A 19,964-nucleotide genomic window follows, 5' to 3' on the forward strand; every position below is an offset into this window, starting at 1 on the left:
GATGTCGATGCTCAGCTATCTCGTCCGGCGGGTGGGGTTCCTCGCGGTCACCCTGCTGTTCGTGACGCTCATCACGTTCGTCGTCACGAACGTCCTGCCGGGCGACGTTGCGGTGCTCATCCTCGGGCCGAACGCCAGCGAGGCGAGTCTGCAGGCGTTGCGGGCGGACCTCGGGCTGAACCAGCCGCTGTGGGTGCAGTACCTCGACTGGCTGTGGGCGCTGTTCCAACTCGACATGGGGCAGTCGCTGCGCTTCGGCGAACCCGTCTGGGGGCTCATCATGGACAAGCTCCCGCGCTCGCTGCTGCTCGCGGTCGCGGCCACGGCGTTCGCCGTCGTGCTCTCCCTGCCGCTGGGCGTCATCGCCGCGGTGAAGCAGAACGAACCCGCCGACGTGGCCGCCTCGATGTTCGGCTTCGTCGGCGTCTCCATCCCCATCTTCCTCTGGGGGCTGGTGTTCATCCTCGTCTTCGCCGTCTGGTTGAACCTGTTCCCGACCGGCGGGTTCGTCGCACCGAGCCAGGCCGAGAACGGCTGGATGACCACCATTCGACACCTCGTGTTGCCCGCCACGTCGATGGGGTTCGCCCTGACGGCGTACGTGATGCGGATGACCCGGTCGTCGATGCTCGAAGAACTGGGCGACGAGTACGTCAAACTCGCCCGGGCGAAGGGGATGAGCGAGCGCGTCGTCGTCATCCGTCACGCCTTCCGTAACGCCGTCATCCCGGTCATCACGGTCATCGCCTTCCAGTTCGCGTACGCCTTCGGCGGCATCGTCGTCCTCGAACAGGTGTTCTTCTGGCCGGGGATGGGGAAGCTCACGCTCACCGCCATCCAGTCGCGGGACATCCCGCTGCTGCAGGGGTGTATCATCGTCGTCGCCATGATGTACATGCTGTCGAACCTCGCGGCCGACGTCCTGTACGCCTACTTCGACCCGCGCATCCGCTACGGGGGTGAGAACTGATGGCGACCGACGCGGGAACCGAAACGAAGCGGGCGGACTCCTCGTTCCGCATCACGACGGCCCAGAAGGAGCGCTACGCCCGCCTCTGGCGCCAGTTCCGACACAACACGAAGGCGATGGTCGGGCTGGCCATCGTGCTGACGCTCGTCGTCGTCGCGCTGTTCGCGCCGCTCATCGCGCCGTACTCGGTGTCGGAGACGAACATCGACGCCCGTTCGGAGGCGCCCTCGCTCCAACACCCCTTCGGCACCGACGAACTCGGGCGCGACATCTTCAGCCGCGTCGTGCTCGGCAGCCGTATCTCGCTGTACGTCGGCTTCGGCTCCATCGTCGGCGCGCTCGCCGTCGGGACGACCGTCGGCGTCGTCTCCGGGTACGCCGGCGGGATGGTCGACGAGGTGTTGATGCGCGTGATGGACGCCGCGATGGCGTTCCCACCCATCCTCCTCGCGCTGACCGTCATGGTCGTCCTCGGGCCGAATCTCAACAACGTCATCCTCGCGCTGGCGTTCGTCTACACGCCGTACATCGCCCGCGTCGGGCGGTCGGCGGCGCTCTCCGAACGCAACGAGGAGTACGTCGAGTCGGCCGTCTCCCGCGGGGAGTCGGACGGCTACATCGTGTTCAAGGAGGTGCTGCCCAACTGTATGGCGCCCCTCCTGGTGCAGGCGTCCATCAACGTCGCCTTCGCGATGCTCGCGGAGGCGTCGCTGTCGTTCCTCGGTCTCGGCGCGCAACCCCCCAAGCCGTCGTGGGGGCTGATGATCAACTCCGGCCGGGGGTTCATGCAGACCGCACCGTGGATGATTATCTTCCCCGGGCTGGCCATCGCCTTCGCCGTCATCGGCTTCAACATGCTCGGCGACGGCCTGCGCGACGTGCTCGACCCGAAGGTCGACACGGTGGAGAGCTAACATGAGCCGGACACAGTCCACCGCGACCGACGTGGCATCGACCGCCGACACCGACACCCCACTGCTCGACGTGCGCGACCTGCGCACGCAGTTCAGCACGGACGCCGACCCCGTCGTCGCCGTCAACGACGTGTCGTTCACCCTCTCGCGGGGGGAGACGATGGGCATCGTCGGCGAGTCCGGCGCCGGCAAGTCCGTCACCGCCCGCTCCGTCATGGGGCTCATCGACCACCCCGGCGAAATCGTCGGCGGGGAGATTCTGTTCGACGGCGAGGACCTCGCTGCGAAGTCCGAAAAGGAGATGCAGACGGTACGGGGGAATCGCATCGCGCTCGTCCCGCAGGACCCGATGCGCTCGCTCAACCCCGTTCTCACGGTCGGAAGTCAGATAGTCGAGACGGTCGAGCGCCACCAGAACGTGAGCGAGACGGAGGCCAAGGAGATCGCAATCGACGCGATGGCCGAGACCGGCATCCCCGACGCCGCCGACCGCTTCTCGGACTACCCCCACGAGTTCTCCGGCGGGATGCGCCAGCGCGTGCTCATCGCCATCGGCCTCGCCTGCGAACCCGACCTCATCATCGCCGACGAGCCGACGACGGCGCTCGACGTGACGACGCAGGCGAAGATTCTCGACCTCCTCAACGAGCTGCAGGAGGAGCGCGGGATGGGTATCCTGATGATCACCCACAACCTCGGCGTGGTCGCCCAGACCTGCGACACCGTCGGCGTGATGTACGCCGGCAACCTCGTCGAGAAGGCCGAACTGGAGGCGCTGTTTGAACGCCCGACTCACCCCTACACCCGCGGGCTCATCGACTCCATCCCGGAGACCGACCGCGAGTACGACGAACTCCCGACGCTCGACGGGGCGATGCCGGACCTCACCGAACTCCCCACGGGCTGTAACTTCGCCCCGCGCTGTCCGTACGCCGAGGAGGCGTGTCGGACGGCGGGCGACCCCGAACTCCGGGGGGTCGAGGGGACGCCGTCGGCGGCGGCCTGCATCCGCGCCGACGAGTTGGACCTCTCCGAGGGTCGCGTGCCGGACGCCGCCGGCCTCGGCAAGTCGGTCGACCGCTCCGGCGACCCGCTCCTCCGCGTGGAGGGGCTGAAGAAGCACTTCTCGGCCGGCGACGGCGTGCTGGGTGGTCTCACGCTCGACCGCTCCGGCGGCGGGTTCCCGAAACTGAAACGCCAGTCGGTGAAGGCCGTCGACGGGGTCGACTTCGACATCTACCCCGGCGAGACCGTCGGGCTGGTCGGCGAGTCCGGTTGTGGGAAGTCCACCGTCGCCCGCACGGTGCTCCAGCTACTGGAGCCGACGGACGGCGGGGTGTACTTCGACGACCAGCCGCTCCACGAGTTGGGAAGCAGCGAGATTCGGAGCCTCCGGGCGGAGATGCAGATGATTTTCCAGGACCCGGGCTCCTCACTGAATCCGAGAAAGACCGTCGGCGGCATCATCGGCCGCGCGATGGAGAAACACGGCGTGGCCTCGGGTGAGGAGAAACACGAGCGTGTCGGCGAACTCCTCGAACGGGTCGGCCTCTCGGCGGGCGCCGCCGGGAAGTACCCCCACGAGTTCTCCGGGGGCCAGCAGCAGCGCGTCGCCATCGCCCACGCCCTCGCGGTCGAGCCCCGGCTCATCGTCTGTGACGAGCCGGTGTCCGCGCTCGACGTCTCCGTGCAGGCCCAGATTCTCAACCTCCTCAACGAGATTCAGGCCGAGGAGGGTATCGCCTACCTGTTCATCTCGCACAACATCGGCGTCGTCAAGCACATCTGCGACCGTCTCGCGGTGATGTATCTCGGCGAGGTCGCCGAGTTCGGCACCGTCGAGGACGTGTTCGACGCGCCGTACCACCCCTACACGCAAGCGCTCCTCTCTGCGGTGCCCCACGCGGACCCGACCCGGCGCACCAACCGGGTCTTGCTCGAGGGGACCGTTCCGAGCCCCATCGACCCGCCCTCGGGCTGTTCGTTCCGCACGCGCTGTCCGAAGAAGATCGGCGACGTCTGCGAGCGCGAGGACCCCGAACTGGCGGACGCGGGCGACGGCCACCACATCGCCTGCCACCTCTCGCGCGAGGAGATGTCCGAACCGGTCGGCGAGGGCCACGCAGGCGACGCCCGGAGCGTCGAGTCGGGCGCACGCTCGGACGACTGAGCCGCCCCGCGGCTCCGCGTCGGGAGCGTGCCCGTTCGACCCCGGTTCGGGGTATCTGGCCCGGCCAGAGCCCGCGAAACGGCCCCTTTACGCCTGCGTCACGACCGTTGCTACCGCGGGAGAACGCGAAGGAGAGCGTAATCGTGCAATTACCAGCAGGACATAATTTCAGGCAATCAAGTATGTATGTCGAGAGTTCGTGTCTTACTACCAGAAATTCTTAAAGCTGTGAATTTATAAACTGTATCCTCGCCAAGGTGTGTTCGAGTCCGGCGCCGAAACCCGGACAGATCACACATGGCAGACGACAACCTCAACATCTCGCGGCGGTCGGTGCTCGCAGGCCTCGGAACCATCGGTATCGCAAGCGCGGGTGCCGGCCTGGGCACGTCCGCGTACTTCAACGACACGGAAGAGTTCGACGGGAACACGCTGACGGCTGGGGAGCTCGACCTCCTCGTCGGATACAAGGCGTACTACTTCGGCGCGAAGAACGGCAGGGGGTCGCGCCACGAGTTCGCCAAGGTCAAGAACGGCGACGAAGGCGACCTTTCGGCGAACCTCTCGGACATCAAGCCAGGCGACGCGCTCGCGGCGGAGTTCTGCTTCAAAATCCGGAACAACCCGGCGTACCTCTGGATGTGCGGCGAACTGACCGCGGACGACGAGAACGGCCGGAACGAACCGGAGAAGCACGTCGACGACTCCGCACACGACGGCGAACTCGCCGAGCGGATGATGGCGCGCGTGGCCTACACGAAGGGTCACGGCACGGACGGGTACCAGGGCCCCCACAGTGTCGGCGACGTCTCGTACTACCACGACTCCGTGGACGACAGCCTGCTGGTGGAGGGGACCCTCCGCGAGGTTCTGGACGCGCTCCGCATGGGCATCCCGCTCGACGGCGACGGCGACGTCACCCCGCCGAAGAAGAACCGCAACTGCTTCGACAAGGCGGGCGACGGCGACGAGTACGCGGACGCCCACGTCGTGGTGGAGACCTGGCTCCCCGCGTCGGTCGGTAACGAGGTCCAGTCCGATTCCGTGGAGTTCGACCTGAAGTTCTACGCCGAGCAGTGTCGCCACAACGACGGCGCCGACAACCCGTGCGTGAACGTCACGACGAAGCGCGGTCGCGGGTGGCCGTTCACGACCGACAAGTGGTCGCCGCAGGCCATCGCCGGCAGCCGCGGTGCGACCGAACTCCGCTTCGAGAGCCCGGACGGCCTCGAGACGCAGGACCTGAACACGAACTACGGCTACGCGAGCCCCTCGGAGTGGTTCTACAACACGGGCTACGACTTCGAGCTGACCTTCGACGGCGACGACGAGGCGACCATGACGGTGTACCACGACGACGGCTCGACGTCCATCACTAACACGGTACCCGGCGCGGGCGACAAGCTCGGTCTGGTCGCCAAGTCCAGCGACGACTTCGACTTCGAGATTCGCGAGGTGACCGTCGACGACGGCATCGACAGCGGCCCGACGAGCGTCATGGCCCCCGCGGAGAACGGCGACGACAAGAAGCACCTCCTCGTCGAGGGCGCGACGCTCGGCGACGGGTTCACCGTCACCGGGACGTTCGAGTTCGTCAACGACTCGAAGAGCGGCCGAGTCGAGCAGGTCGGCAACTACGGGATGAACATCCTCGTCAAGTACTGAAGACGCTTCGGCGAGGTTCCTTCCCGGACCCACACCGGTGCCACGACCGTCGCTGTTCGCGACGGACGTAGACGCGGTCGCCATCGCGTCTCGGCGGTTCGACTCCGCCGGTGGGTTTCATCCGAGGGCGGCGGCACTCGGAACGGACATACACACGATTCACATGATACACACGCACGACACAGGCGGGGACGGGGGAGCGACTCTCGGCGGGGGTGAGTCACGGTGAGCGGCGACGACATCTCCCGGCGCCGCCTCCTGCTCGGTCTCGGCAGCGCCGGCGCAGTCGGGTTCGCCAGCGGAACCGGGACGCGTGCGGCGCTGTTCGACCGCGAGACGGTCGCCGACAACCGGCTCCGTGCCGGCAACGTCGACCTCGAACTCGCCACGACGTGGCTCCGCCGCCGCCCCGACGAGGAGTGGACGGCATGGGACGACCGAACGGAGAGCTGGACGCCGTACGACGGCTCCGGGTTCGACGGCGTCAGCTACGCCACCGAGTCGCGCGTCCGGCCCGTCGTCGACGAGGTTCGCGAGGGCCACGAGGGGTACGTCTGGACGGCGTTTCGCGTCTGTGACAACCCGGCCACCGTCGAGGTTCGACTGGACGGGACTGCGGACGGCGACGACGACGGCGAGGACCTGGTCGACCGCGTCGAGGGGACGCTGTACTACGCGGACTCGCTCGACGCGTTGACGGACCCGACGGGTGCGACGACGCTCGCAACCGGGTCGTTGCGTGACCTGCTCGGCGGGTCGTACCACCTCGGGCCGGGGGCAACGGGCGGTACGACCGGCGGCACGACCGACGACCCGATTGCGCTCGGGAAACTCGAGTTCGACGAGAACGAGGGCGGCGTCCTCGACATCTCGCTCGAAGGGACGAGCCAGTCGTGGAGCGGCACCTACGACGCCGGCGTCGAAGAGTTCGCTCCGGCCGACCCGCCGACCTTCGAGTTCGACGGGCCTGACGGGGCCGTGACGGTCGAACTGACGCGGTTCTACGTGAAGGACGCCGACGGCGACGACCGCGAGGTGTACGCCTTCGACTTTGAGACGACCGCCGGGTCGGTGTGTCGAGTCGAGGTGAAGGGCGGTACGGGGACGAACGTCTCTGGGACGGACGAACTCGGTCCGAACGGGGGGACGGCGCTCCGACCGCCGGAGAACAACGGCGGCAAGCAGGCGGCCATCAGCAACGTCGTCTTCTCCACCTGTCCGGGTTCGGGGGACGACCCGGAGCCGCCGGGCTGTCTGCCGGCCTGCGAGCCGGCGTACCTCGGGCTGGCGTGGACGTTCCCCGATGAAGGGGGACCGGACGACGGCTGGCTCGGCGACCGCGTCGACTTCACGCTGACGTTCGACGCCGTCCAGTGTCGCCACCACGACGGGGCGGGCGGCGAGGGAGGTCGGTCGGCGTGAACCGACCGGGGCTACCGGTGCCCGAGCGAACCACGCACGCTCTCGCGCTCCTCCTCGTCGTCGGACTCGTCGCCCCGTTCGTCGTCTTCGCGGCGCCGGGGCTCGTCGGCGCACAGCACAGCTTCGTCGTGCTCTCGGGGAGCATGGAGCCGGCCATCGACACCGGCGACGCGGTGCTCGTCGAGCGGGTCGACCCGACCGCCGTCGAGGCGGGCGACGTCGTCACGTTCCGCGACGGCGGCGCGTCGACGCCGGTCACCCACCGGGTCGTCGAGGTCCGCGAGGGTGAGTTCGGCCGCCAGTTCGTCACCAAGGGCGACGCGAACGAGGACTCCGACCCCGGCGTCGTCACCGAGAGTGAACTTCTCGGGCGGGTCGCGTTCACGCTTCCGCTCGTCGGCTACGTGGTCGGGTTCGGCGGGACGCCCGCCGGCGTCGTCGCACTCGTCGTCGTCCCGTTCGGGCTGTTGCTCGCGACGGAGCTCCGCAGCGTGGTCTCGGGGGCGACCCGGGGACGGCGCGAACCGGACGACGTGGACGATACGGACGGGCCGAACGGGGTGGGCGAGGCCGAACGAGCGAACGGGACGGAGGGGACGGAGGGGACGGCCAGGACGGACGAGACGATGGATACGACAGCGACACGAACGGCGGCAGGCACTGTGACGCCCGACGAACCGACGGGCGGAATCACACTCGCACCGGGGGAGCTCCGAATCGGACTCGGGGTGCTCCTCTGTGCCGGTCCGTACACCGCGTGGGTCGCCTACGTGACGACCGCCGGCTGGGCGGTCGCCGCGGCGGTCGCCGCCAACGCCTCGCTCGCACTGGCCGCGGCGCTCTACCTGAGCGGCCGCGACGAGGCCGCCGAGTCGGGTCCGACCGACGCCCCGACGGGAGGTGTCGACGATGGCCGGTAGTCACCGAGCGACGTACGTGCTCGTCGCGGTGCTCGTCGCCGCCGTCGTCGTAGCGGCGCCGGCGGGAGAGGTCACGCTCGCCTCGTTCACCGACACGGAGCGCGTCGAGGGGAGCCTCGTCGCCGTCGACGGTACGGGTCAGTCGAGCCAGCCCGGTCAGTCGGAGACGGGGGTCAGCTCGGCGACCGTCGGTGGTGCGAACGGGGCCGACGACCCGGGAACGGCCACGTCGGAGGGCGCCGCGAGTGAAACGACGGCGGGCGGCGACGCGAGCGAGGCGCCGAACGGGAGTGCGAACGGAACGACGACGCCCACTCCCACGCCGGTACCGACCGGCGACGGGGAGTCGGCCGAAACCGGAGCGAACGGGACGGCCCCGACGAACGCGTCGGCCGTCGCGGCCGTCGCGGGGTGGTCGCGATGACCGGACGCCGCCTCGGAAAGCGTGAGTGGCTCGTCGCGGCGCTCGCCGCCGTCGTTCTCGTCGGGGCCGGGGCCGGCTTCGTCGCCGACCCCGGCGGGGTCGGACCGACCGACGGAGGGATGGGCGGGGGACCCGCTGACTCCCCCGACACCACCGAAACGCCCGACGCCCCCGACGGCGACGAGGACGGGTCGGCGTCCGGCGCGACCGGGTCGGACCGGAACGCGACGACGGTGGACCCCTCCAACGACGGGGCGAGTGGCGGCGTCGGTGGGGGAGACGGCGCCGGAGGTGCCGACGGTGGCGGCGACGACGGTACAGACCGCACCGACCGCACCGGCGCTCGGGACGACGGCGACGGGAGTGACCGAACCGACGGTACCGACGGTGTCGACGAGTCCGACCGGGGGACGGTGTCGCTGTCGGCGGGCGGCGGTCACACGGAGACCCCGTTCGTCTCGGTCGACGACGCCGTACCCGGGGCGAACGGTCGGAGCGCGGCCACGGTCGTCAACGACGGCAGCCGCGACGCCGTCCTGAGCGTCGCCGCGGCCGACGTGCGGAGCCTGGAGAACGGGCGCACCGACCCCGAGCGTGACGTCGACACGACCGGCGGAGCGACCGAGGGCGAGCTCGGCGACGCACTCGAACTGCGCGTCCGGTTGGACCGCGCGGACGGCTCGACCGTCTACCTCGTCGGCTCCGACCACGCGTTCATCTCCCTGACCGACTTCGTCGCCGGCGGCGTCGCCGGGAGCGCCCCGGTGGACGCCGGCGAGCAGGTTCGGTTCGTCGCGGAGTGGCGACTCCCGACCACCGTCGGCAACGAAGTCCAGACCGACAGCGTCGAACTCGGCTTCCGGCTCGCGCTGCGCGGCCGGTGAGTCGTGGACTCGACGGCGGTCCGGCACCACCCGACCGTCACGGTACCTAGTCGTTAGGGTAGTCGACTTAGGTGTCTGGCACCCGAAGACACGGGTGTGAGAATCCCACACGAGCGAGAGACCGCGGACGAGGAGCGGGACACCGTCAGGGTACGCGAAGTCGAAGGCGACGGCGAGACGATTCTGACCGCCGACCTCGGACCGCTCGGGCCGGGTGCGTCGCTCGACGTAGTCGAGGGGACGGCCATCGTCGTCGACGGCCGGAACAGTTCCGCGGACGAACGGGCGCCGTCCGTCGGTGGCGGCGGTGGCGGTGACCGACAGATAGAGGTCGACCTCCCGGCGGGCGTCACCGGAGCGGACGTGACGCTCAACAACGGCGTGCTCACTGTCCGGCGGTAGAGCCGACCGGGTACCGCCGGGCCCGTCGCCGGGTCGAGTTCCCGTTCCGAACCCCGAACGACACCGTGGTTCCCCGATGAATCGACGAACGATGGGGCCGGCGAATCGCTGAATCGGCGAATCGGCGAAATCGGTGGCGAGGACGGGAGCGTGCGCGGAGGGAGGCCAGGGAGAACGTGTGGAGAGTCCGGATAGGTGTCCGGGACCCGGTCGGAAACAGAGAGCCGAAGCGCTCGGAGAGCGAGACGCAGACGGGGACGCTCACGCGGCCGGCTTGGGGTCGGAGTCGTTCGTCTCGACCGCCTCGGCCTCCGGTTCGAGGGTGGCCGCGGCGCCGACGTCGTCGGCCGCGTCGGCGTCGGTCTCGCCCTCCTCGTCGTCCTCGTCTCCGTCCTCGACGGGGTTCATCTCCGATAGCTCGCGTTCGAGTTCGGAGCGCCCCTTCTGGAACTCGCCGAGTGCCTGTCCGCTGGCGCGGGCCAGTTTCGGGAGCTTGTTCGCCCCGAACAGCAGGACGACGATGAGGAGGATGATCAGCATCTCGGGGCCGGCCGGGAGCCCGAAGAACAGCGGGACTGTCGAGGGTAGTTCCATCATGGCTACATTCGGTAGGTCACTCCCGATTATAGCCTTTCTACCGGGCCGTGGCAGTGACTCCGCGGTCACGCACGGCGTCGTAACCGGGCGTGCAGAGTCGGTGTCGGACGGGGGTGGACGCCTACGGACCGACGCCGGTTCGACCGTCCGACCCGGCGGTCGCGGCCGCGCGGACCGGCGAGTACACGTCGTCGAGGTCCTCGACGGCGGGCGCGTTGACGACGACGACGCGCGTCCCGTCGAGGGTGACGCGGAAGGCGTCGGCGTACGGTCCCGACGGGACGACCCACGTGTTGAGGCTCACCTGTTCGGCGCCGTGGCCGACGAGGAGGGCGCGGTAGCCGTCGTAGAACTCGCGGGCGTCGGCGTGGCTGTCCCACTCCGTGACCCAGACGTAGGCCCCGACGGCGCCGGTCCGGTCGCTCCCGTTCCCGTCGGCGCCGTCGGCACCGGTCCCGCCGGCGTCCGCCCCGTCCCCACTGCGACCGTAGGCGACGAGGCGGTCGTTCGCCCAGCCGTCGGAGACCGGCGCGGAGTAGTTGTACACGTCGAGGCCGGCGACGCCGTCCGGGATGACGAACGCCCGGGTGTCGACCACGTCGGCGCCGGTCGTCCGGGCCGCGTTCCAGAACATGACGTAGATGGACGCCTCGCCGACCGTGTCGCCGGCGGGGTCGCCGACGCGCGTCCAGCCGTCGCGGGCCGTCTCGGGGACGGGGACGACACCCGGCGTCTCGTCGACGCCGGGGTAGATGACCTGCTCCGTGGAGGCGGGCAGGGTCGCGTGGGCGGCGTCGACGGCGTCCCAGCCGCCCGCGTCGACGAGCGCGTCGACGTACGTCGGGCCGTCGGAGTAGGGCTGGTAGACGACGAACAGCATCGGGAGGTTCACGTCGTCGTTCGACGACCCCCTATTGCGCGGTCGGTCCAGGCAGTCCCAACCGGCGGCACACTCGGCCATGTAGCGCTCGGCGAGGTAGTTCGCCTCCCCCTCTATCAGCCCGTTGCGGGCGAGCTGGGTGTCCTGCGTGCGGACCGACGCCGCCGAGGCCGCGAGGTCGAAGTGCTGGTCCTGCAGGGCGTGGGTCAGCTCGTGCGCCAGCGTGTGGGGGTCGACGACCGCCCGCTCGGGGTCCTCCGTGATGAGGACGAGTCGCTTCTCCGCGGGGGCGTAGTAGCCGAGCACGTTCGACCCGTACAGCGTCGCGAACTCGTCGTCCACGTTCGCGTCCTCGCCGACGACGAACAGCGCCTCCCACACCTGTTCGTTCAGGTGGTCCGTCGCGGGCGGCTCGTCGCCCCCGCTCCCGCTCGCGTTCCCGAACCCCTCCCGAAGGTGCTGTTCGCGACTGACCACCTCGACGGTGACGGGCTCCTCGAACTCCAGCCCCCGGAGGTGCTCGATTCGGGCCATCGTCCGGGCGACGACGGCGTCGAGTTCCGCCGGGGACAGCCCGTCGCGCCCGTCCACGTCGAGCACGTCGTCGTAGCGGTAGCCGGCCTCCCAGCCGAGCGCGTCGACCGGGTCGGCGCCGGCGCCGGCGTCGGCCCCGTCCGCACCGTCCACGCCCTCGGTCACGTCGGTGGGGCTTCCGATGCCGCCGTTGCCGCGCCGGTCGTCGTTTCGACCGGTCGACGGAGCCCCGTTGTCGGCGGCGGGACCGTCCACGTCGCCGCCGGTGCCCTCGGGACTACCGACACCTGCATCGTCGCTACTACGACCGTCGCCGGCGGCGGGCCGCCCGTGTGACGGGGCGGGACCGACCGTCGGCGTCGGGTCGGGGCGGTCGGGGGCGACACCGGGAGTCGGGGTAGATGCGCTACCCGCATCCCGACCGCCGTCGACCGCGCTCGGCGCGACCGGCGCCGCTCCCGCGTCGACCAGCCAGGCAGCGCCGCCGCCGGCGACGACGAAGACGGCCACCAGCAGCGCTGCCAGTGCTCTCATGCCGTATGGAAGGGGTCACGGAGCGATAAGGTTTCTACCACCGCGTAGCGGCCGGGTGACGACGAGTCGCCCCCGAAGAAAGCCTATATCCGTTCTTCGTGTAGGTACAGGTAGAGACGGTCCCGGGAGGGGCCCTTCGCGAACATGAGTTCCGAGCGTCGTGACACCGAGCGGCCGCAGGCGGCGGACGCTCGCGGGGAGGGAGTGAGAGGGGAACCCCGAGACGGGGCTGCGGCCGCGGAGTCGTCCTCGACCGACCCCACATCCCCCGTGGCTCCCGTGTCACCGGTCGACGGCGGGCTCGACCCGGAGACGGTGTCCGACCTTCTCGGCGGACTCGACGTGGAGACCACGGCGTCGGTCGAGGTGCCCGAACGGCTCGTCGACCGCGTCGTCGGCCAGGCGCGGGCCCGAGAAGTCGTCGAGAAGGCGGCGCTCCAGCGTCGGCACGTCCTCCTCATCGGGCTCCCGGGGACGGGGAAGTCGATGCTCGCACACGCGATGAGCGAACTCCTCCCGGGTGAGGGGCTCGAGGACGTGGTCGTCTACCACAACCCGGACGACGGGAACCGGCCGCGAGTGCGGGTCCTGCCGGCCGGACAGGGCGCCGAAGTCGTCGGTCGCTACCGCGACACCCTGCGGAACCAGGCGGCCATGGGGTCGGCGTTCCGGACGCTGCTGCTCGTGTTGGTACTCGTCTACACGGTGTTCGTGATGGCCGAACCCCTCGTCGGCGTCATCGCCGTCGGCCTGCTCTCCATCCTCTTCCGGACGGGCCGGAGCCGTCGGACCGCCCGCCTGCCGAAACTGCTCGTGGACAACGGCGGCCGGGAGACGGCGCCCTTCGAGGACGCGACGGGCACCCACGCCGGGGCGCTGTTGGGCGACGTGCGCCACGACCCGTTCCAATCGGGTGGGCTAGAGACACCGAGTCACGACCGCGTCGAACCCGGCGCCATCCACCGCGCGAACGGCGGCGTGCTGTTCATCGACGAGGTGAACACCCTCGACGTCCGCTCCCAGCAACACCTCCTGACGGCGGTCCAGGAGCGGGAGTTCGCCGTCACCGGGCAGTCCGAACGCTCCTCGGGTGCGATGGTGCGCACCGACCCCGTCCCGACCGACTTCGTGATGGTCGCCGCCGGCAACCTCGACGCGGTGGCGAACATGCACCCCGCGCTCCGCTCCCGACTCAAGGGGTACGGGTACGAGGTGTACATGGACGACAGCCTCGAGGACACCCCCGAGAACCGCCGGGCCCTCGTGCGTTTCGTCGCCCAGGAGGTCGGGAAGGACGGCCGACTCCCGCACTTCACCCGCGAGGCGCTCGCGGAGGTCGTTCTCGAAGCGCGCCGTCGGGCGGGTCGTCGGGGCCGTCTGACCCTCGAACTGCGCGACCTCGGGGGGCTGGTCCGGGTCGCCGGCGACGTGGCCCGGAGCGAGGACGCCCCGTTCGTGAGACGCGAACACGTCCTGCGAGCCAAACGCCGTTCGCGGAGCGTCGAGCGCCAGCTGACCGACCACTACCTCGACCGCCGGCGCGACTACGACCTGACGCTCGTCGAGGGGGCCGTCGTGGGGCGGGCGAACGGGCTGACTCTCGTGGGCGACGACGTCGGCGTCGTCCTCCCCGTCGTCGCCGACGTGACGCCCGCACAGGGTGAGGGCCGCGTCGTCGCCACCGGCGGCCTGCGCGACGCCGGCGCCGAGTCGATGGCCCACGTCGCCGCGGTCGTGAAGAAGGCCGCCGGACGGCGTCTCGCCGGCCGGGACATCCACGTCCAGTTCGTCGGCAACGTCGGCGGCGTCCGCGGGGACGCCTCGGCGCTCGCCGTCGTGACGGCCGTCGTCTCCGCGCTGTCGGGCGTCCCGGTCGACCAGTCGGTCGCCGTCGCCGGCGCGCTGTCGGTCCGGGGCGACGTGCTCCCGGTGCCGAACGTGACCGCCCGCGTCGAGGCCGCGGCCGCGGCCGGGGTCGAGCGCGTCGTCCTCCCGGCAGCGAACCGCGACGACGTGCTCGCCGAAGCCGAGGCGCTGGCTCGCGTGGAAATCGTCCCCGTCTCCCACGTCGGGGAGGCACTCGCCGTCGCGCTGGTGGGTGACGCCCCCGACTTCGGCGGCGAGCGGGACTCGGCGGTCGGCCGCCTCGTCGACGCCGCCCGCGCGTTCCGCCCGGACCTCCCCGGCACCGACCCGACGCCCGAACGCGTGAGCGCGGACGGACGCCGCGACGGGCGCCACGAGGTCGCCGACGACTGAACCCGTCCCCGAAGCCTCGCCAACCTAAAGACGGGCCGGCGGTTCCAGCACCGTACGCCCTTATCACGACGTACGGCCACTACCTTCACCATATCTAATAACTATGCCGCGACGACGGCAAGGTACTCGCGTGGACACCACGCGGGACGACGCGACCGACGAGCCGATGCGGCGACGGACGGTGCTGAGAGGTGTCGGCGTCGCGCTGGCGACGCTCCCGGCGCTCTCACTCGGGGGCGGGAGCGCCGCGGCGGCGGACGGAATCGAGGTCGACACCCGCGGCTGTGACGCCGTCAGCTTCGAGTCCGACGGCCGTGGGGTCGAAATCGACCTCGGACGGTGCGGGCGCATCGACATCGACTGACGGCCTGGCCCGGTTTCGGCGGGTCGGTTCGACGAGTCGAGTCGGCCGGGTTCCGACGGGTCGAGTCGATGCGACCGGACGGTCGGGAGCCGCGAGATTCGGTCGTTCGCTCGTTCTTCGAAACGAAGGCTGAATCCCCAGGGAACAGGGAGTTCGGCCCCACCCGAGGGTAATGCGGGTACGCCGGTGTTAGCTAATGGCTATCCCGTTACGAGGCGTACGGCTAGTGTGAGACCTATGGGAGCGAGCGTCACCGACGGGCTCGTCAGCCGACGAGCGCTGCTCAAGACGGTCGGTGTCTCGCTGGCGGCCGTGTCCCTCGGAACGGGCGCCGCCGCGGCGAGAGCCGACTCGACGACCGACAGATACAGCCGCGACGTACGCGTCAGGTACGACGACGACTTCGACGGGCGCTTCAGGCGGCGGTCGAGTCGCCGCCGTCGCCGCACCAGCAGTCGCCGCCGCGGCAGCAGTAGCAGCCGCGACGTGGACGTCGACCTCCGCGACGGCGGCGGGTACGTCCGCTACGAGCGCGACCGCGACGGGAGCTTCGAACTCGACACCGACGACGTGTCGGTCGACTTCGACGCCGACGGCGACCTCGACGTGGACGTGCGCGGCGGCCGGTGCCGCGTGCTCCGCTTCGAGTCCGACGGCGACGACGAGTTCGAACTCGACCTCGGCGACTGCGGCCGCATCGAGGTCGACTGAGCGACGCGCCCGCCGACCGGTCGCGCGCCGTGAGGCCCCTCCTCTCGGGTCCCCGCTCGAGTCTCCGAGTTTCGAATCGACGCTGATTTTGACCGGTTCCCGCTGAACCGAAACCCGTCGAGCTACTCCGTCGGCGACGCCACGCGCCGCTCGCCGAGCGTGACGAGCCAGAGGGCGCCGAGACCGACGAGGTACGCGGCGGCGACCGGGAGGGCGACGAGCAGCATCGTCACGATGCCGTTGGGCGTCCCGAGCGCGGCCGCGAGGAAGACGAAGACGACGACGACGCGCCAGTGTTCGCGCATGGCGTCGTAGCGGACGACCCCGCCGCGGTGGAACAGCCACATCGTGACCGGCACCGAGGCGAGGACGCCGACGAACGCCGTGGTGAAGAAGACGAGCCAGAAGAAGCTCCCGACGCGGTAGGAGACGACGGCGCCGGCGTCGATGGCGTCCCACGCCAGATAGGAGATGACGGTGGGCGCGACGTAGAGGTAACCGAGGACGCTCCCGCCGAGGAACCCGAGAAGGAGGGCGACGCCCCAGACGAGGAACGTGTCGCGGTTTCCGCGGGCGAAGCCGCGCGCCGACAGCGCCGGCCACGCGTAGTACAGCACGACGGGCAGGGTCGCGACGAGTCCGGCGAGAACGCTCACCTTCACCGCGAACAGGAGCACCTCGACGGGGTGGAGCGCGACGATACGCACCGCCTCGGCGGGGACCACGTCGGCGGGTACCCGCGAGAGGAAGTCCTCCTTGAGCGCGCTCACCCCGCCGGCGTACAGCGCGAAGAAGACGAGCGCCATCACGCCCCCGAAGACGGCGACGAGCCGGAACGACTTCGCGGTGAGGCTCTCGACGACGAACAGGATGTCGTGGTAGTAGCCGCCGACGTCGTCCTCGTCGACCTCTTCCTCCGTGAGCACCGAGAGCACGTCCGCGGAGCGTCGCCGGGCGGCCGAGTCGAGGTCGTCATCGTCGGCGCCGTCGGCCCCCGCCCGCGAGCGGCGGTTCTTCGCCTTCCGCTTCGGTCTGGCGACAGACCCCGCCGTCCGGGCCTCGTCGTACCGCTGGAGTATCGCCTCGCCCAGTTCCTTGTCCCCCGACCGTACGGCGCCCTTCACGGCCGCGAGCATCTCCTGGCCGTCGATGTCGCGGAACGCTCGCAACGGGAGTGCCCGAACCGTCGCGGCGTCCATCGACGCGAGGTCGGGGTGGGCGAAGTCGACGCCCGCGAAGCGCGCCTCGGCGGCGGCGATCTCCCGGAAGACGGCCCGCACCGCGACGGCGGCGAGGACGACCGCGGCGACCACGACCGCGACCAGCGTCACCGCCGCGCCGGGGGAGCCGGCGGCCGCGACGAGCACACCGGCCAGCGACCGGGCGAGGTCCCCTCCGTAGGGGAGGTTGACGCCTCCGGCGAACGCCAGGACCCTCGGACTCGTCCCGACCGCGTAGAGGGCGGCGAACGCGAGCACCGGGAGGCCGACCAGTCGGTAGCGGGCCCGCCAGAGCGCCCCACGGACGTCGACGGTCTCGCTGGTGCGCGACACCGTGACGACCGCCTTCGCGAGCAGCAGGCTGAACCCGTAGAGGACGACGAGCGGTATCGCCCACATGAGCTGTGTGAACGGGTCCGGCGGCGAGAAGACGGCGCCGAAGACGAAGATGGCGACGACCGCGTGGCGCCACTTCGAGCGGAAGGTCTCGTAGGGGACGACTTCGAGGTAGGAGAGCCCCGTGACGGCGAGGGGCATCTGCGCGGCGAGGCCGAACGAGAGCGTCAGCAGGAGGACGAACTCGGTCCACGCGACGAGGTCGTACGTCGGGGCGAACCCCGCATCGAGCGTGTAGCGGGTGAGGAACTCGAACATGAACGGGAAGAACAGCTCGTAGCCGTAGACGACGCCGCCGACGAACAGGAGAAGCGAGGTGAGCGCGACCCCGAGGCGGGTCCTGCGCGACCCCGGGAGCGACGGCCAGAGTTCGCGCTCGCGGAGCGGGCGCCGGACGTAGTACAGCAGGACGAGGCCGCCGAGGACGCCGCCGACGACCGTTCCGAACTTCACCTGCAGGAGGATGACGTCGAACGGCGTCCGGACGACGATGTCGAGTTCGGCGGCGGTCGCCTCGGTCATCCCGCTGGTGGTCACGTCCTTGAGGAAGTCCCAGACGAACAGCCGCATCGCGTATATCGTCCCGACGAGTCCGACGACGAACGCGAGAAACGCCTTCTGGAGGTGGGCCCGAGCCACCTGGAGCACCGTCCCGGCCGCGACGCGGCCGCTGGCGACGGCCCGACGGTTCCCTCCGGGGAGTGAGAAGCCCGGCATCTATCGATGAGAGTTCGTCGGCTCCGGGTATCAACTTTCTCCGGCGGGGCGTCGGGACGCCCGCAACGAGCCGGTCCGCGTCGCCGCGTCCGTCGCGCCGTAGAAAGCCTATATTCGGCTCTCGCGTACGTGTGTGCGAGACAACCATGGACGAGGGATGGGTCGGCCGAGCGGCGCGCCGCGGGACGGCCGGCGGCGGGCCACCGCCGGGGGACGGGTTCGGTCGTTCGGACAGTTTTGATAGCTTGGAGAGTTTTGACGACGTCGGCAGGTCGGAGTCCGTCGACGCGACGAGCGTGTCCGACCCGTCGGAGGCGGCGAGCGACGACGGGAGTCGCTTCGCCGACTCGCCGCTGGTCGCACACTTCGAGGAGATGGTGTACCGACTCTCCATCGTCGCCGGCGTCGTCGTCGTCGTCGCCGTCGGGCTGTTTCCGTTCGCACAGGTCCCCGTGTTCCTCATCTGGGACGGCGTGATGCCCGGCGCGCCCGGGTCGGTGCCGCCGCACGTGTACGGCCCGCTCGAGTTGAAGCTCACGGAGCTGAAACTCGCCGGGCTGGCGGGGGTCGTCGTGGCCCTACCGGTGCTGGTGTACCAGGCCTACCGGTTCATGTACGACGGGCTGTACCCCGCCGAGCGACGCTACTACCTCGCGGCGGTGCCGACGAGCCTCCTGCTCGCGGTGGCGGGGCTGGCGTTCGCGTACTTCCTTGTCATCCCCTTCGTCTTCTCGTACTTCCTCACTTACTCCGAGTCGGCGGGGACGACGGCGTTCGCGCTCAGACAGACGTTCGACCTCGTGCTCGTCCTGCTGGGGTACATGGCGTTCGTCTTCCAGATTCCCCTGCTGATGATGTTCGCCATCATGCTCGGGCTGACGACCCGGGAGTGGCTGGAGGAGAAGCGCCTCTACTTCTGGGGCGCCTTCCTCGGGCTCTCCTTCCTCCTCGGCCCCGACCCGACCGGCATGGTCCCCATCGTCGTCGTCGCGACGATGGGCACCCTGTTCGAAGGAACGCTGGCACTCCTGCGATGGACCGGGCACTGACCGCGGCCGCGGTGGTCGTCCTGGCGCTCGCCCTGCTAATCGGCCCGAACGGGGTCGCGCTGGCGGACATTCCGACGGTCGAACTCGGCGATAGGAACGGGGGCGCCCCGCCGGACCCCTACGTCCCGACGACCGTCCCCGACTACGAGCGCGCGCCGGACGGGGCGGTAGTGACGACCCCACCGGCCGAGCCGACGGAGATAGGGGAGTCGGCGGCGCCGACGGGGCCGGAGAGCACCGACCCGGACCCGACCGCATCCGAGGGCGACCGTGCGACGAGCGGTGGCTACGGCACCGACGCCACCGACAGCACCGGCGGAACCGACGCCATCGACGGTACCGGAGACGCCCCGGGAGGCGTCGACGACCACGTCGGCGACGGCCACCTCGCGTGTGTCTCCCCCGACGTCGGCACGGGCGAGTGGGTCGTCGTCGTCTTCGCCGACCGGGAGAACCGCACCGAGCTCGGCAACGCCACGCTGGAGGTGGCGAACGAGGTCGAGGAGTGGGAGCGCGGCCTGATGGGTCGGGAGACGCTCCCCGCGGGCCGCGGGATGCTGTTCGAGTTCCCCGACGAGGCCCCGCGCACCTTCTGGATGAAGAGTACGCTCGTCCCGCTCGACATCGTGTTCGCCGACGGCGACGGCGTCGTCCTGAACGTCGCGCACGCGTCGCCCGAACCGGGGGTCGACGACGACGACCTCCGGCGGTACGCGAGCGACGGCGAGGCCCAGTACGTCGTCGAGGTGAACCGCGGCGTCGCCAACGAAACCGGAATCGGCCCCGGCACACAGCTCTGGTTCGAGGACGCCGAGTACTGCCGGTGAGGTCGGGGTCGGAATCGACGTGCACCCGACCCCACCCGATTACCAGTGCGTTACATCGCTACGGCTGTAATTTCACCCGGTTGTGGTAGCCAGTCCGCTGAACGG

17 protein-coding genes are annotated in these 19,964 nt (G+C 70.1%); 14 read left to right on the forward strand and 3 right to left on the reverse strand.

Annotated elements, in window-relative coordinates; translation table 11 throughout:
• Position 1: 1 nt before the first annotated feature.
• The 9 genes from N5095_RS18290 (at position 2) to N5095_RS18330 (ending at position 9,771) form a co-directional block, all read left to right on the forward strand.
• Positions 2-970, forward strand: a complete 969-nt coding sequence (locus tag N5095_RS18290) for an ABC transporter permease (protein ID WP_267624606.1) — start codon at positions 2-4, stop codon at positions 968-970.
• Entirely contained in the window at positions 970-1,884 is a 915-nt protein-coding gene (locus N5095_RS18295) for an ABC transporter permease (protein ID WP_267624607.1), read from the forward strand. Before N5095_RS18290 ends, N5095_RS18295 begins: the two co-directional genes overlap by 1 nt.
• 1 nt (position 1,885) lies before the next feature.
• Positions 1,886-4,054 (forward strand): dipeptide ABC transporter ATP-binding protein, encoded by a 2,169-nt coding sequence (locus N5095_RS18300; protein ID WP_267624608.1) that lies wholly within the window; start codon positions 1,886-1,888, stop codon positions 4,052-4,054.
• Positions 4,055-4,351: 297 nt separating this feature from the next.
• Positions 4,352-5,719 (forward strand): SipW-dependent-type signal peptide-containing protein, encoded by a 1,368-nt coding sequence (locus N5095_RS18305; RefSeq protein WP_267624609.1) that lies wholly within the window; start codon positions 4,352-4,354, stop codon positions 5,717-5,719.
• Between the two features lie 225 nt (positions 5,720-5,944).
• On the forward strand, positions 5,945-7,141 hold the full coding sequence (locus N5095_RS18310; protein ID WP_267624610.1) for a hypothetical protein: 1,197 nt from the start codon (positions 5,945-5,947) through the stop codon (positions 7,139-7,141).
• Complete coding sequence (locus N5095_RS18315) at positions 7,138-8,061, forward strand: signal peptidase I (RefSeq protein WP_267624611.1); 924 nt, start codon at positions 7,138-7,140, stop codon at positions 8,059-8,061. Before N5095_RS18310 ends, N5095_RS18315 begins: the two co-directional genes overlap by 4 nt.
• Positions 8,051-8,485 carry a hypothetical protein gene (locus N5095_RS18320; RefSeq protein ID WP_267624612.1) on the forward strand — a complete coding sequence of 145 codons (435 nt, stop codon included), beginning with the start codon at positions 8,051-8,053 and terminating at the stop codon, positions 8,483-8,485. The genes N5095_RS18315 and N5095_RS18320 overlap by 11 nt, the downstream gene beginning before the upstream one ends.
• Entirely contained in the window at positions 8,482-9,369 is an 888-nt protein-coding gene (locus N5095_RS18325; RefSeq protein WP_267624613.1) for a hypothetical protein, read from the forward strand. The genes N5095_RS18320 and N5095_RS18325 overlap by 4 nt, the downstream gene beginning before the upstream one ends.
• A gap of 96 nt (positions 9,370-9,465) precedes the next feature.
• The gene (locus N5095_RS18330; RefSeq protein WP_267624614.1) at positions 9,466-9,771 is read left to right on the forward strand and encodes a DUF7127 family protein; all 306 of its coding nucleotides are present in this window, start codon (positions 9,466-9,468) and stop codon (positions 9,769-9,771) included.
• A gap of 261 nt (positions 9,772-10,032) precedes the next feature.
• On the opposite strand, the gene tatA is transcribed toward N5095_RS18330, so the two are convergent.
• Together tatA and N5095_RS18340 are read right to left on the reverse strand one after the other, a co-directional pair.
• Positions 10,033-10,365, reverse strand: coding sequence for a twin-arginine translocase TatA/TatE family subunit (gene tatA, locus N5095_RS18335; RefSeq protein WP_267624678.1), 333 nt, complete (start codon positions 10,363-10,365; stop codon positions 10,033-10,035).
• Positions 10,366-10,489: 124 nt separating this feature from the next.
• Entirely contained in the window at positions 10,490-12,316 is a 1,827-nt protein-coding gene (locus N5095_RS18340) for an Hvo_1808 family surface protein (RefSeq protein WP_267624615.1), read from the reverse strand.
• A 270-nt stretch (positions 12,317-12,586) separates the two neighbouring features.
• On the opposite strand from N5095_RS18340, the gene lonB reads away from it, so the two are divergent.
• The 3 genes from lonB (at position 12,587) to N5095_RS18355 (ending at position 15,650) form a co-directional block, all read left to right on the forward strand.
• Positions 12,587-14,575 (forward strand): ATP-dependent protease LonB, encoded by a 1,989-nt coding sequence (gene lonB / locus N5095_RS18345; RefSeq protein WP_267624616.1) that lies wholly within the window; start codon positions 12,587-12,589, stop codon positions 14,573-14,575.
• Between the two features lie 130 nt (positions 14,576-14,705).
• Positions 14,706-14,939 carry a hypothetical protein gene (locus N5095_RS18350; protein ID WP_267624617.1) on the forward strand — a complete coding sequence of 78 codons (234 nt, stop codon included), beginning with the start codon at positions 14,706-14,708 and terminating at the stop codon, positions 14,937-14,939.
• 237 nt (positions 14,940-15,176) lie between these two features.
• Positions 15,177-15,650 carry a hypothetical protein gene (locus N5095_RS18355; protein WP_267624618.1) on the forward strand — a complete coding sequence of 158 codons (474 nt, stop codon included), beginning with the start codon at positions 15,177-15,179 and terminating at the stop codon, positions 15,648-15,650.
• 122 nt (positions 15,651-15,772) lie between these two features.
• Here N5095_RS18355 and N5095_RS18360 read toward each other — a convergent pair whose 3' ends face one another.
• Complete coding sequence (locus N5095_RS18360) at positions 15,773-17,983, reverse strand: twin-arginine translocase subunit TatC (protein ID WP_267624619.1); 2,211 nt, start codon at positions 17,981-17,983, stop codon at positions 15,773-15,775.
• Positions 17,984-18,279: 296 nt separating this feature from the next.
• Here N5095_RS18360 and tatC point away from each other — a divergent pair, with 296 nt between their 5' ends.
• A complete protein-coding gene (gene tatC, locus N5095_RS18365) occupies positions 18,280-19,032 on the forward strand; it encodes a twin-arginine translocase subunit TatC (protein WP_267624620.1) in 753 nt (250 codons plus the stop codon).
• A complete protein-coding gene (locus tag N5095_RS18370) occupies positions 19,017-19,859 on the forward strand; it encodes a DUF192 domain-containing protein (RefSeq protein WP_267624621.1) in 843 nt (280 codons plus the stop codon). Before tatC ends, N5095_RS18370 begins: the two co-directional genes overlap by 16 nt.
• The last annotated feature ends 105 nt before the right edge of the window (positions 19,860-19,964 follow it).

It is taken from the genome of Halobium salinum (assembly GCF_026586625.1).
Lineage (GTDB): Archaea > Halobacteriota > Halobacteria > Halobacteriales > Haloferacaceae > Halobium > Halobium salinum.